The sequence below is a fragment of the Nocardia farcinica genome, from assembly GCF_001182745.1.
Taxonomy (GTDB): Bacteria; Actinomycetota; Actinomycetes; order Mycobacteriales; family Mycobacteriaceae; genus Nocardia; species Nocardia farcinica.
Window position 1 is genome coordinate 265,148 of sequence record NZ_LN868938.1, and the last position, 12,440, is coordinate 277,587.

Consider the following 12,440-nt stretch of genomic DNA (forward strand, 5'->3'; position numbering starts at 1 on the left):
CGCCGCTCCTTCTGCACTGATCCGACGGACGGGGGCGTCGATCCGCGCCCCGGTACGGACGGGCTCCCGTGCGACCCACCGGTACGGGTCGCAGCGGAACTCGCGACCCCGCGGCGATGTGCGCCGCGGCTTCCGTGGCCCCGCCGAGCAGGCGGTATCCGGCGTACGCCACCGCGGTCAAGCCGAGCACCGACGCGGCCGGAACCGCCGTCGCACCATCCCTCGCGGGCCTCTTGACCTGCCCTTTCGCCGACTTGTCCAAGTCGTGCAGTGAAGTTGTCCACGATGCGCACATACGGCGCAGTGGCTCGTGACACATTCTTTGCCCACCGTGATCCACCGCACAGGCAGGAATGTTCATGAACAGCGCTTCACCTGCTGGTTCGACCAGTGCTCTGCACGCTCCCCAGCTCATCGCGAACAGCCGGATGCTCTACCTGGTGTGGCTGCCGGCCGACCCGGAGGCCGTGGCGAAGCTGGTGCCCGCCGGGCTGACGCCGCGCGAGGACCGGGCCTGCTATCTCAACCAGTACGTCGTCGACGACCCGATGCAGACCTCCAACGGCGCGGCCGCGGTCGACTCCTTCGGGGCCTATTCGCTCACCTATCTCGGGGTCGACCTGGCCGATCTCGACACCGAGGCGGGTGTGCCCGCGCGCTGGTGGACGCACTACTTCAACAGTTCCGAGGCGATGAACCGCTATGCCGCCGAACGCGGCGTGCCGGCCTCGGGTGGGCACACCGAGCTGACGGTGACCGAGACGGGGGTCGTGGCCACCACCTTCCTGGACGGCACGCCGACCATTCGCACGACCGCGCGGTTCGACGCGGGTCCGACGGTCCGGTCGACGGGGCAGTTGCGCTACGTCACCCGCGATGCGGAGGGCTTCGTCAGCGGGCGGTATCCGTTCGTCGCGCAGATGATGCCCGGTTTCACCGTCGAATCGCTCGAGTTCCTCGACCCCACCCACGACGTCTACGCGTTGCGTCCGGCCGATCCGCTGACCGTGACATTCGGCTTCTACTCGCCCGACATCACCTTCTGCTACCCGGGCGGGGAAGGTCCGCTGGGTAGCAGGCACGGCCGCTGAGACCGCGAATCCGTTTCCACCCCCGAGTATTTCGAGAGGACAACCCGATGGCACTACTCGATCGCAGCGCCTGGTACGACCTGGCCAGGACCACGGAATGGACCCCGACCTACATCTCGGCCGAGGAGCTGTTCCCGCCGGAGATGAGCGGCGGTGCGGGGATTCCGGACGAGGCCTGGGCCACCTACGACGAGCCCTACAAGGTCTCCTACCGCGAGTACGTCGACGTCCAGCGGCAGAAGGACGCCGGGGCGTACTCGGTGAAGGCGGCGCTCGAGCGCAACGACCTGTACAACAAGGCCGACGCGGGCTGGATCTCCATCCTCAAAGAGCATTACGCGGCGGTCGCGCTCGTGGAATACGGTGCGGCACTCCAGGAATCGCGGTTCGTGCGCTGGTCGAAGGCGCCCGGCATGCGCAACATGGCCACCTTCGGGATGTTGGACGAGATGCGGCACGGCCAGATCCAGCTGTACTTCCCGCACGAGTACATCAACAAGGATCGCCAGTTCGACTGGTCGCACCAGACGATGTGGACCAACAACTGGGTGGCCCTGGGCGCCCGGCACTACTTCGACGACATCATGATGACCCGCGACGCGGTGGAGACCTCGATCTACGCCAACTTCGCGTTCGAGACCGGTTTCACCAACCTGCAGTTCATCGGCCTGTCCGGTGACGCGGCCAACGCGGGCGACTACACCTTCTCGAAGCTGATCCAGAGCATCCAGTCCGACGAGGCCAGGCATGCCCAGCTGGGCACGCCGCTGTTGCAGATGCTGATCGAGCACGGCCAGGTGGAGAAGGCGCAGAACCACATCGACGTCTCGTTCTGGCGGTCCTACCGACTGTTCACCATCCTGTCGGGCATCCCGATGGACTACTACGTGCCGCTGGACGTGCGCGAGAGCTCCTTCAAGGAGTTCATGCAGGAGTGGATCGTCACCCAGTTCATCAAGTCGATCGAGGATCTCGGCCTGCGTAAGCCGTGGTACTGGGACATCTTCCTGCGCGATCTCGACGAGCACCATCACGGCCAGCACCTGGGCACCTACTCGTGGCGGCCCACGCTGTGGTGGCATCCGGCCGCCGGGGTGAGCCCGGAGGAGCGAGACTGGCTGGAGGAGAAGTACCCCGGCTGGAACGACACGTTCGGCAAGGTGTGGGACGTCATGATCGACAACTTCGTCAGCGGCCGCACGGACAAGACGATTCCCGGCACGTTGCCGATCACCTGCAACGTCTCCCAGCTGCCGATCGTGGGCACCCCGGGCAAGAGCCTGCGCGACCACAGCATCGTGTACGAGGGCCGCAAGTACCACTTCGCCTCCGAGGTGGACAAGTGGATCTTCGAGCAGGACCCGAATCGCTACAAGCACCACAAGAGCCTCATCGACCGGTTCCTCGGCGGCGAGATCCAGCCCGCCACGCTCGAGGGCGTCCTGGAGTACATGGGCCTCGGGGTGGTGAGCGAGGGCGGCGAGGACGCCCACGGCTACGCCTGGCTCGACCACTACCGCACCAGCCTGCCCGCGGCCGGCTGAGCAGACCGATCGCCCAAGGAGAACCCATGGCCCTGTTTCCCATTTCCTCGAAGTTCGACGGCGATTTCGTGCTGAAGCTCGTCGCCGTGGACAGCGAGAACACCATCGACGAAGTCGCCGCGGCCGCCGCCGAGCATTCGGTGGGCATCCACGTCGCCGACCAGCCGGGCAAGGTCATCCGCGCCCGCGCCGAAGGCGCCACCGAGCCGTTTCCCCGGGACATGAAGCTGTCCGAGACCGGGCTCGAACCGACCGACACCGTCGAGTTCTACTTCAGCGAGGTTTAGATGACCACCGAATCCACCGCCGCGGGCCCCATCGCCGACCCGGTCGGCCCGGTCGTGCAGGCGGGCGAGATCGCCGAGGCCGTCGCCGAGGCCGCCCGCATCGACAACGAGGGCAAACGCGTCGACATCCGCAACCGCGGCTCGTATGTGCGGGTCGAGGTCGACGGCGGCGAGTGCGTGCTGCACCGGGCCACGATCGAGGAACAGCTCGGGCGGCCGTTCCAGATGCGTGAGCTCGAAGTGAGCATGCCGTCCTTCGTCGGACGTATCGAAACCGGCACCGAGCGGGTCCGGTTCTATCTCGCCACCCACGCCACCGCCCGCAAGGAGGAATCCGCATGACCACCTCGATGCGCCCGCTGAAGACCTGGAGCCATCTGGCCGCGCGCAGGCGGCGCCCCAGCGAATACGAGATCGTCTCCACCAAGCTGCACTGGCACCTGCGCGACAAGGAACAGCCCTGGGACGTCGCGCACGAAGGGCACATGGCCGAGTGGTACCGGCGCTACCGCAACGGCAGCCCCATCCAGCACTCGGACTGGGACGCCTTCCGCGATCCCGACGAGCTCGTCTACCGCTCCTACAACATCCTGCAGGACGGCCAGGAGAACTACGTCGAGGGTCTGCTGGACCAGCACAACAAGGAGGAACACGACAAGAGCCTCGACACCGAGTGGGTGATGTGCCTGGCCAAGCTGTACGCGCCGGGCCGGTATCTGCTGCACACGGTCCAGATGGCCAGCGCGTACCTGGTGCACATGGCCCCGGCCAGCACGATCAGCAACTGCGCGGCGTTCCAGGCCGCCGACCAGCTGCGCTGGCTCTCGCACACCGCCTACCGCACCGCCGAACTGGCCCAATCGCATCCCTCGCTCGGGCTCGGCGCCGCCGAACGGGCGCACTGGGAGGAGCTGCCCGCCTGGCAGCGGTTCCGGGAGCTGACCGAGTGCGTGCTCGCCACCCGGGACTGGGCGGAGTCGTTCGTCGCGCTCAACCTGGTCACCAAGCCCGCCATCGACGAGGCGTTCTACCGGCAGCAGGCGATCAGCGCCCGCCGCCACGGCGACACCCTGTTCGCGCTGCTGGCCGAGGCGGCGCTGCGCGACAGCGAGCGGTCCCGGCGCTGGTCGATCGAACTGGTCCGGCACATGGCCGAGAACCCGGACAACGTTCCGGTGCTGCACAAGTGGCTGGACCGGTGGGTGCCGCTCGGCGATGCCGCCATCGACGCCTTCTGCAGCGAGCTGCCGGACAACCCGGAGGCCACCGCGACCGCGATCGCCGCCTGCCGCGCCTTCCGCAACCAGCTGCCGCTCGGGGGCTGAGATGCGCTGTTCGGAGCAGACCGCGGGCGTGGCGGCCGTGCCCGGTGACGGCCTGCCCGTCACCGTGCGTACCGCCGCGGGTGCGGAGTTCCCGTGCCCGGAGGGCGACACCGTGCTGCGTGCCGCGCTCCGGGCGGGCGTCGCGGCCGGCTACGAGTGCAACAGCGGTGGCTGCGGCACCTGCAAGTTCGTGCTCCGCGACGGAGAGGTCGAGCAGCTGGACCCGAACCCGCCCGGATTGAGCGAACGCGATCGCCGCAAGGGCAAGTTGCTCGCCTGCCGGTCCGTGCCGCGCACCGACTGCGTGGTCGACCTGCCCGCTCGCGGCGACTGGCCCGCCGGGCACGCGCGGCCGCGCCGGCGCACCGTCGTGGTGACCGCGGTGCGGGAGCTGACCCACGACCTGCGCGAGATCACCTTCCTGGCCGACGATCCCGCCGATTTCCTGCCGGGGCAGTTCGCCATGCTGGCCCCGGAGACCGGTGCCGGCGCGGGAGCACCCCGGGAACGGGCCTACTCGATGTCGAATCTGCCGAATCCGCACGGGCTCTGGCAGTTCCAGATCAAGCGGGTGCCGGGCGGGCGGGTCTCGCCGCAGCTGGTGGACCGGCTCGGCGTGGGCGACCGCATCAGCCTGGACGGGCCGTACGGGCACGCGCACCTGCGGCCGACCGAGCGCGACGTGGTCTGCATCGCCGGCGGATCGGGGCTGGCGCCGATGGTGTCGATCGCGCGGGGGCTGGCCGCCCGCCCGGACGCCGCCGATCGCCGCCTGCACTTCTTCTACGGCGGGCGTCGGGAAATCGACCTGTGCGCCGGGGAATTCGTCGACGAGGTGGCCGCGCGACTGCGGCATGCCGCGCTGGCGGAGGCGATCTCCGAGGAGCCCACCGCGGGCTGGTCGGGGTCGCGGGGATTCGTCCACGAACTCGTCGCGGCCTACGACCTGCCGACCCTGGCCGAGCACGAGATCTACGTGGCGGGACCGCCGGTGATGACCGACGCGGTCGTCCGCCACCTCGTCCTGGAACGGCGGGTTCCCGCCGAACGCGTTCATTTCGATCGATTCTTCTGAGGATCGGATTCAACCGAGGATCACCGATGGCATTCGAACACGTGACGACATTCGACGATCTGTGGGAGGGCGAGATGGAGTCCTTCACGGTCGGCGACAAGGAAATCCTGCTCGCTCATCTGGCGGGCGGCGAAGTGATCGCCACCCAGGCGATCTGTCCGCATCAGCAGGTGGAGCTGGTCGAGGGCGAACTCGACGGCAACACCCTGACCTGCAAGGCGCATCTGTGGCAGTTCGATCTGCCGACCTGCAAGGGGGTGAATCCGGGCCATGCCGAGCTGGCGAAGTTCCCGGTGAAGATCGACGGCGACGACATCTACGTCGACCCGGCGGGTGACACGCCGAAAGTCGCCCACTCCTGACCCCGTCCCCGCAGCGAGGAGAAGCCCCATGCCCTTCGTCCGCATCGACTGGTTCCCCGGGCGCACCCTGGAGCAGAAACGCGAGATGGTCGCGACGCTGACGCCGGAGATCGCGCGCATCGCCAAGTGCAAGCCGGAGACCATCCAGTTCATCTTCACCGACGTGACCCGCGAGGACTGGGGCCGAAACGGCCGATTGTTCTGCGATCACTACGAATACGAAAACGACCCAGAATAACGCCGCGCCACCGTCGCGCGGGCGTCACACAGCGAAAGAGAACACCATGGTCACACTCAATTCGGATATGGGCGAGTCGTTCGGTATCCACACCTTCGGCAACGACGACCGGCTCGTCGGCCTCGTCGACACCGTCAACGTCGCCTGTGGATTCCACGCCGGTGATCCGGTCGGCATCCACGAGACCGTCGCCAAGGCGCTGGCGGGCGGCGTCACCGTCGGCGCCCATCCCGGCCTGCCCGATCTGGTCGGCTTCGGCCGCCGCGAGATGAAGCTGTTCCCCGACGAGGCCGCCGACATCGTGCGATACCAGGTCGGCGCGCTGGTCGCCTTCCTCAAGGCCGAGGGCGGCACGCTCGACCACATCAAAGCGCACGGCTCGCTGTACGGGATGTCTTCGCGTGATCCCGAACTGGCCGAGGCGATCGCCACCGTCGCCGCCGAATACGAGGTCCCGATCTTCGGCATCGCCGACAGCGAGCACGAGAAGGCCGCGCAGAAACTGGGTGTCCCGTTCGTGGCCGAGTTCTACGTCGATCTGGGCTACCGGGCCGACGGCAGCCTCATCGTCGCGCGCCGGCCGCACGCGACCCCCGTGGCCGAAGCCACCGAACGAGCTCGCAAGGCACTGGTCGACGGCATCGCGACCGCCGTGACCGGCGAAGAGTTCGCGATGCGCGTCGATTCCATCTGCGTCCACTCCGACACCCCGAACGCCGTCGAGATCGCCCAGGCCGTTCGCGATGTGCTGTCCGCTGTGTGACATTCCGGAGCCCACCGTCCCGACTCGAAAGGCACTCCCGTGAGCGAGCATCACGTCCTCTCGCCGTTGCCCGGCATCTTCTACCGTTCGCCCGCACCCGGCCAGCCCCGGTTCGTCGAGCCGGGCGCACCGGTCGAGGCCGACCAGACCGTCGGACTGGTCGAGATCATGAAGCAGTTCACCGAGATCAAGGCGGGCGCCGCGGGGGTGCTCACGTCGTTCACGGTGGAAGACAACGGAACTCTCTCGCCCGGCGATGTCATCGCCGTCATCGAAACGAAGTGACCAGCCATGCGTAAGCTACTCATCGCCAACCGCGGCGAGATCGCGGTCCGGATCGCCCGGGCGGCCCGGGAACAGGGCATCGCCACCGTGGCCGTCTACAGCGCGGCCGACAAGGACGCCGAACACGTCCGTGCCGCCGACGAGTGTGTGCTCGTCGGACCGGCGCCGGCCACGGCGAGCTACCTCAACGTGGCCGCGATCATGGACGCCGTGCGGGAAAGCGGCGCCGACGCGGTCCATCCCGGCTACGGATTTCTTTCCGAGAACGCCGATTTCGCGCAGGCCGTGCTCGACGCGGGCGCGCTGTGGGTGGGCCCGAGCCCCACCGCGATCCGGGAGATGGGCGACAAGGTCGCCGCCCGCAAGTCCGCCGAGGCGGCGGGCGTGCCCACCGTCCCCGGCTCGCCGGGCGAGGTACACGACGCGGCCGAAGCCGAGCAGATCGCCCAGCGCACCGGCTTCCCGCTGGCCATCAAGGCGGCCGCGGGCGGCGGCGGCCGCGGCATCCGCATCGTCGAACGGCAGGAGGATCTGGCCGCGGCGATCAGCACCGCCCAGGCCGAGGCACGCGCGGCCTTCGGCAGCGACGCGGTGTACGTGGAACGGTTCATCCCGCGTGCCAGGCACATCGAGGTGCAGATCTTCGGCGACGGCACGAACTTCGTCCATCTGGGCCTGCGGGACTGCTCCATGCAGCGGCGGCGGCAGAAGGTCATCGAGGAGGCCGGCGAGCTGGGGTTGCCTGCGGCGGCGAGCACGGGCATGGCCGAGTCGGCCGTGCAGCTGGCCGCCAGCGTCGGCTACACCGGTGCGGGCACCGTCGAGTTCCTCTACGACGAGATGCGCGGCGAGTTCTACTTCATCGAGATGAACACCCGCATCCAGGTCGAGCACCCGGTCACCGAGATGATCTACCAGCGCGACCTGGTCGGGGAACAGCTGCGGGTGGCCGCCGGGGCGCCGCTGTCGTTCCGGCAGGAGGAGCTGGTGCCCGCCGGGCACGCGATCGAGGTGCGGATCAACGCCGAGAACCCGGCGCAGAGCTTCCTGCCCAGTCCGGGCGCGATCACCCGCTTCGATCTGCCCGCCGGGCCGTTCGTCCGGGTGGACAGCGGTTTCAAGGCCGGGTCGGTGGTGGCGCCGTTCTACGACTCGATGCTGGCCAAGGTGATCGTCTGGGGCGAGGACCGGCCGCGCGCCCTGGCCCGCCTGGGCCGCGCACTCGACGAGCTGGTGATCGAAGGGGTCACCACCACAGCCGATTTCGTGGCCGCCGTGCTCGCCACCGACGAGTTCCGGACCGGCCGTTACCACACCACGTGGCTGGAGGGGCGGCTGACCGCGCGGGAACAGGCACGGACGGAGACCGCCGATGCCTAGCCGCTACTCCTGGGGCGCCGACGAGCACCTGGTCGTGCAGATCGCCGAGGAGATGACGCCGGCCGCGAACTTCACGGCGATGGCGATCAGCAACCGGCTGGCCGAACGTGACCTCGACGGCATCCTCGACATCTGTCCGGCGAACGCCTCGCTGCTGATCCGGTTCGACCCGGACCGGCTCGAGCCCGCGACGCTGGAAGCCGTGGTGCGCGCGATCGAGGAGGAGGTCGCGCGCCAGACCCATCCGGCCATCCGTACCCGGCTGCTCGAGATCCCGGTCTGGTACGACGATCCGATGACCCGCGAGGTCGGCGCGAAGTTCCGCGACCGACACCAGCGCCCCGAGGGCACCGATGTCGAGTACGCGATGGCCGAACTGGGCCTGGGATCGGTGGCGGAGTTCGTCGACCGTCATTCCTCGGCGCCGTGGCTGGTGTCGATGGTCGGGTTCGTGGCCGGTCTGCCGTTCATGTTCCAGATGGTCGAGCGGGAGCAGCAGATCGAGCTGCCGAAGTATCTGCGGCCGCGCACCGAGACACCGAAACTCACGGTGGGGCATGGCGGTTGCTTCGCCTGCATCTATTCGGTGAAGGGCGCGGGCGGGTACCAGATGTTCGGGGTGACCCCGCTGCCGATCTTCGACCCCGAGCAGCGCCATGCCGTCTTCCGCGAGTCGATGGTGCTGTTCCGGCCGGGTGACATCGTGAAGTTCCGGCCCGTCGACGAGGCCGAGTACCGGCGCCTGGCGGAGGCGGTGGACCGCGGCGAGAACGTCTATCGGACGGTCCCCGTCGATTTCGAGCTCAACGAATTCCTCGCCGACCCCGTCGCCTACAACAAACACCTCCTGGGAGCTCTCGATGCACGTTGAGATCATGGAGCCCGGCCTGGCCACCACCGTGCAGGACCTGGGCCGAAGCGGGGGGTACAACGTGGGGATCCCGCCGTCGGGCGCGCTCGACCAGACCTCGGCCAAGCTCGCCAACCTGCTGGTGGGCAATCCGGTGGACGCGGCCGTGCTGGAGGCGCCCTATCTCGGCCCGAAGCTGGCCTTCGACGGGCCCGGCGTCGTCGCCGTCACGGGCGGACAGGCACCGGTGTTGCTGAACGGCGTCGAGGTCGACGCCTGGGAGGCGTTCCCGGTCGTCGAGGGCGATGTGCTGTCGTTCGGCTACATCCAGCAGGGCGCGCGGCTCTACATCGCGGTCGCGGGCGGTTTCGACGTGCCCGAAGTACTCGGGTCGCGGTCGACCTACGGTCTCGGCGCACTGGGCGGGTATCAGGGCAGGCCGTTGCGCGCCGGGGACCGGCTGCCGGTCGGCGCGGCGGCGGGGCCGTTCGTACCCCGCCGCGTCCCCGAGCGGTCCCGTCCGGCCTGGTCGCGGGAGGTGGAGTTGCGGGTGGTCCTGGGGCTCTACGACTACCGGTTGACCGAGGAGGCCACGGAGGCGTTGCTCGGCACCGTCTGGACGCTGACGCCGGTCGCGGATCGCACCGGCTTCCGGTACTCGGGCGCGAAACTGACGTTCACCGACCGTACGCAACCTTTCGGTGCCGGATCGGATCCCTCGAACATCGTCGACGCGGGCTACCCCATCGGTTCGATCCAGGTGCCCAGCGGATCCGAGCCCATCATCCTGCACCGCGACGCGGTCTCCGGCGGTGGCTACGCGATGGTCGGCACCGTCATCAGCGTCGACATGGACATCGTCGGGCAGTCGGCGCCGGGCACGAACACCCGGCTGCGGGCGGTCTCGCTCGACGAGGCACTACGGGCCCGGCGGCACGCGCAGGGCCGCTTCGCCGACCTGGCCCAGGCGCTGGCCTGACCGGCTGCCCGCGCCGCGAGTCGCGGCGCGGGCAGCGCACCGTCACTGCACGCGGACCGTGCGGCGCGGGTCGACCGTGAAGTCGACCCGCTGGTTCAGCGCGAGCGCTTCCTCGTAGTCCACCTCCCGGAAGCGGATCGTGTCGCGGCCCGGCCGCATCTGTCCGACCTTCCACAGCGCGCAGTGCGGCACGGTCGCCACCACCGCGAAGCCACCGGAGGTGTTGCCGTCCATGCCGAGGATGGTGAGCACGTCGCCGTTGGCGAGCACGCCGCCCACCGGGTAGGCGTCGTCGAGCACGTTCGACGGATGCCCGCCCGCGCTGCCGCCGTCCGGGCGCGCCCAGGTGAACCGGTACGGGTTGAGCCGGGTGGCGATCCGGTCGGAGTTCAGGTCCACCCGCCACTGCCTGCCGAGCAGCTCGGCCCAGTCGTCGGGGGTGAGGTAGTCCGGGCAGGCGTGCGGACCCTGGATGATCTCGATCTCCCACTCGGTGCCGAACCGCGGCCGCATCGCCTCGGGCAGCCTGCGCCGGGGGATCGGCGCCGCGCCGTTGATCGCGAGCAGATCGCTGCGGACCAGGGCCCGGCCCTCGACCCCGCCGATGCCCGCCACCAGCGAGGTCGCCGCCGAACCGTAGACCTCGGGCACCGCGATCCCGCCGCGCACGGCCAGGTAGAGCCGGAAACCGGGGCCACCCGCGCCGATGGTGCGCAGCACGTCGCCTGCCCGCACGTCCACCGTCTCCCACGCGGCGGCGGGAACGTCGTTGAGCAGGACGGCGGCACCGTCCGGGGCGGCGACCGCGATCTGTGTGTCGATCAGGAACGCCACCGAGATCCCGATCTTGGGCACCTCCAGCGCAGGCGCCCCCGCCGGATTGCCGACGAGGACGTTGGCCGCGCGCAGCGACAGGTGATCCATGGGGCCCGCGGGGAAGTAGCCGAGCGAGGTGAGTCCCTGGCGTCCCGGCCACGCCTGCACGGTGGTCTGCAGGCCGGGGTCGATGATCTCGAGCGCGGTGCGGGCGCTCACGGCACCGTCACCCGGCTCGCGGCCGCCCTGCGCTCGGCGGCGACGGCGGCGGCCGCTCCGGCCAGCCGCCCGACCTGGTCGAGATAGTCCGCGACCACGAATTCGTCCTCCTCGATCCGGTATTCGTAAGTGCCTTCGAACACCCGCAGGCGCTCGGTGAGCAGTTCCTTCTCGGTGACCCGCGTGAACGTCACCCGGTCGCCCACCTGGAACAGATTCGACCGGGCCGCGACCGTGGCCGGTGCGGAATCGGCGGTGCGGCAATCACTTCCGGTGAAATCGTGGTTCCACAGCGGCAGCGTCCGGCCGAACAGCTGGTACGAGCCGGGCGACTCGACCGGATACAGCACCACACAGGGCCCGCCGATCCCCACGGCGCCCTCGGCGGTCCACATCCGGGCCGGGTTGTACTTGGGCACCGAGATCTGGGTGAGCGGGTCGAGGGCGAACAGCGACGGCAGGCCGGGAAAGTAGCCGATGAAGGCGTTCCACCAGGTGGTGGCCAGGAAGCGCGCGAAGAACTCCTCCCGGTTGGTGAAGCCGTTGTAGCGCACGATGTAGTCGATGTTGTCGCCGTCGGCGACGTTGGGCGCATCGTTGCGGGTGGTGATCCGGTAGCGCTTGACCGCCTCGCGCGTCATCTCGTCGTCGAAGGCGATCGGCATGGTCAGCCGCCGGCTCGGCAGTACCAGCGAATCCAGGTCGGGCGCGGCCCGCTCGCGCGCGATCACCTCCTCGAGCAGGCGGGTCCGCGGGATCCGGGCCGGGTCGAAGGTCACCATCATCGAGCGGAAGCCTGGGGCGGTCTCGAGCACCCCGTCGACGGGGTCGTTCGCCAGCGCCTGCCGCAGCGCGTGCACGCGGAAGTTCAGGCGCAGGTCCACCTCCATCTCCCCGTACTCGACGAGGATCTGATGGTCTCCGGCTTGGCGTACCTGCACCGCGGGCCGCTCGGGTCCGGCGGGGAGCGTGTGCAGGATCGTGGGAGACGAGGGCATGGGCTGTCCGATCTGTCCGGTCGGGGGCGGGTCGCTGCCTCGAATGATGGCCGCTACCCGCCGTCGTGCAATGCTCCCCGGTGTACAACACCGGACGAGCAGCCTGCCACACCGGCCAGCACGAACCGGTGCGCCGGTGCCCCATGCTGGGAGACCCCCGAATTCGGAAAGGAGTTGCCGCCGCAGATGTCGGACTCCGCTGACGCGGTCGCCCGCGCCCACCGCGAA

15 protein-coding genes are annotated in these 12,440 nt (G+C 69.2%); 13 read left to right on the top strand and 2 right to left on the bottom strand.

Going from position 1 to position 12,440, the window contains the following annotated elements; translation table 11 throughout:
- Positions 1–359 precede the first annotated feature (359 nt).
- The 13 genes from AMO33_RS01475 to AMO33_RS01535 are packed head-to-tail and all read left to right on the top strand — an operon-like array spanning position 360 to position 10,179.
- The gene (locus tag AMO33_RS01475) at positions 360–1,091 is read left to right on the top strand and encodes a hypothetical protein (RefSeq protein ID WP_060593230.1); all 732 of its coding nucleotides are present in this window, start codon (positions 360–362) and stop codon (positions 1,089–1,091) included.
- 47 nt (positions 1,092–1,138) lie between these two features.
- Positions 1,139–2,635 (top strand): YHS domain-containing protein, encoded by a 1,497-nt coding sequence (locus AMO33_RS01480; RefSeq protein ID WP_060590011.1) that lies wholly within the window; start codon positions 1,139–1,141, stop codon positions 2,633–2,635.
- A gap of 26 nt (positions 2,636–2,661) precedes the next feature.
- On the top strand, positions 2,662–2,922 hold the full coding sequence (locus AMO33_RS01485) for a toluene-4-monooxygenase system B family protein (RefSeq protein ID WP_060590012.1): 261 nt from the start codon (positions 2,662–2,664) through the stop codon (positions 2,920–2,922).
- Entirely contained in the window at positions 2,923–3,264 is a 342-nt protein-coding gene (locus AMO33_RS01490; RefSeq protein ID WP_060590014.1) for an MmoB/DmpM family protein, read from the top strand.
- Positions 3,261–4,247 carry a ferritin family protein gene (locus AMO33_RS01495; protein WP_060590016.1) on the top strand — a complete coding sequence of 329 codons (987 nt, stop codon included), beginning with the start codon at positions 3,261–3,263 and terminating at the stop codon, positions 4,245–4,247. The genes AMO33_RS01490 and AMO33_RS01495 overlap by 4 nt, the downstream gene beginning before the upstream one ends.
- Position 4,248: 1 nt before the next feature.
- Entirely contained in the window at positions 4,249–5,322 is a 1,074-nt protein-coding gene (locus AMO33_RS01500) for a 2Fe-2S iron-sulfur cluster-binding protein (RefSeq protein ID WP_082668549.1), read from the top strand.
- 26 nt (positions 5,323–5,348) lie between these two features.
- Positions 5,349–5,684: a Rieske 2Fe-2S domain-containing protein gene (locus AMO33_RS01505; protein WP_060590018.1), complete on the top strand. Its 336-nt coding sequence runs from the start codon at positions 5,349–5,351 to the stop codon at positions 5,682–5,684.
- A 28-nt stretch (positions 5,685–5,712) separates the two neighbouring features.
- Complete coding sequence (locus AMO33_RS01510; RefSeq protein WP_060590020.1) at positions 5,713–5,922, top strand: tautomerase family protein; 210 nt, start codon at positions 5,713–5,715, stop codon at positions 5,920–5,922.
- 46 nt (positions 5,923–5,968) lie between these two features.
- Positions 5,969–6,685, top strand: a complete 717-nt coding sequence (locus tag AMO33_RS01515; protein WP_060590022.1) for a 5-oxoprolinase subunit PxpA — start codon at positions 5,969–5,971, stop codon at positions 6,683–6,685.
- Positions 6,686–6,724: 39 nt separating this feature from the next.
- The gene (locus tag AMO33_RS01520) at positions 6,725–6,970 is read left to right on the top strand and encodes an acetyl-CoA carboxylase (protein WP_060590024.1); all 246 of its coding nucleotides are present in this window, start codon (positions 6,725–6,727) and stop codon (positions 6,968–6,970) included.
- 6 nt (positions 6,971–6,976) lie between these two features.
- On the top strand, positions 6,977–8,350 hold the full coding sequence (locus AMO33_RS01525; RefSeq protein WP_060590026.1) for an acetyl-CoA carboxylase biotin carboxylase subunit: 1,374 nt from the start codon (positions 6,977–6,979) through the stop codon (positions 8,348–8,350).
- Positions 8,343–9,221, top strand: coding sequence for a 5-oxoprolinase subunit B family protein (locus AMO33_RS01530; RefSeq protein WP_060590027.1), 879 nt, complete (start codon positions 8,343–8,345; stop codon positions 9,219–9,221). The genes AMO33_RS01525 and AMO33_RS01530 overlap by 8 nt, the downstream gene beginning before the upstream one ends.
- Positions 9,211–10,179, top strand: coding sequence for a 5-oxoprolinase subunit C family protein (locus AMO33_RS01535; protein WP_060590029.1), 969 nt, complete (start codon positions 9,211–9,213; stop codon positions 10,177–10,179). The genes AMO33_RS01530 and AMO33_RS01535 overlap by 11 nt, the downstream gene beginning before the upstream one ends.
- A 42-nt stretch (positions 10,180–10,221) precedes the next feature.
- Here AMO33_RS01535 and AMO33_RS01540 read toward each other — a convergent pair whose 3' ends face one another.
- Positions 10,222–11,214 (bottom strand): acetyl-CoA carboxylase biotin carboxylase subunit family protein, encoded by a 993-nt coding sequence (locus AMO33_RS01540; RefSeq protein WP_060590032.1) that lies wholly within the window; start codon positions 11,212–11,214, stop codon positions 10,222–10,224.
- Complete coding sequence (locus AMO33_RS01545) at positions 11,211–12,212, bottom strand: 5-oxoprolinase subunit B family protein (protein ID WP_060590033.1); 1,002 nt, start codon at positions 12,210–12,212, stop codon at positions 11,211–11,213. The genes AMO33_RS01540 and AMO33_RS01545 overlap by 4 nt, the downstream gene beginning before the upstream one ends.
- Positions 12,213–12,440: the final 228 nt, after the last annotated feature.

Coding starts and splice junctions, on each gene's coding strand:
- AMO33_RS01530 (WP_060590027.1), top strand. CDS start 8,343: ATGCCTAGCCGCTACTCCTGGGGCGCCGACGAGCACCTGGTCGTGCAG.
- AMO33_RS01525 (WP_060590026.1), top strand. CDS start 6,977: ATGCGTAAGCTACTCATCGCCAACCGCGGCGAGATCGCGGTCCGGATC.
- AMO33_RS01510 (WP_060590020.1), top strand. CDS start 5,713: ATGCCCTTCGTCCGCATCGACTGGTTCCCCGGGCGCACCCTGGAGCAG.
- AMO33_RS01535 (WP_060590029.1), top strand. CDS start 9,211: ATGCACGTTGAGATCATGGAGCCCGGCCTGGCCACCACCGTGCAGGAC.
- AMO33_RS01515 (WP_060590022.1), top strand. CDS start 5,969: ATGGTCACACTCAATTCGGATATGGGCGAGTCGTTCGGTATCCACACC.
- AMO33_RS01475 (WP_060593230.1), top strand. CDS start 360: ATGAACAGCGCTTCACCTGCTGGTTCGACCAGTGCTCTGCACGCTCCC.
- AMO33_RS01495 (WP_060590016.1), top strand. CDS start 3,261: ATGACCACCTCGATGCGCCCGCTGAAGACCTGGAGCCATCTGGCCGCG.
- AMO33_RS01505 (WP_060590018.1), top strand. CDS start 5,349: ATGGCATTCGAACACGTGACGACATTCGACGATCTGTGGGAGGGCGAG.
- AMO33_RS01480 (WP_060590011.1), top strand. CDS start 1,139: ATGGCACTACTCGATCGCAGCGCCTGGTACGACCTGGCCAGGACCACG.
- AMO33_RS01490 (WP_060590014.1), top strand. CDS start 2,923: ATGACCACCGAATCCACCGCCGCGGGCCCCATCGCCGACCCGGTCGGC.
- AMO33_RS01500 (WP_082668549.1), top strand. CDS start 4,249: ATGCGCTGTTCGGAGCAGACCGCGGGCGTGGCGGCCGTGCCCGGTGAC.
- AMO33_RS01545 (WP_060590033.1), bottom strand. CDS start 12,212: ATGCCCTCGTCTCCCACGATCCTGCACACGCTCCCCGCCGGACCCGAG.
- AMO33_RS01485 (WP_060590012.1), top strand. CDS start 2,662: ATGGCCCTGTTTCCCATTTCCTCGAAGTTCGACGGCGATTTCGTGCTG.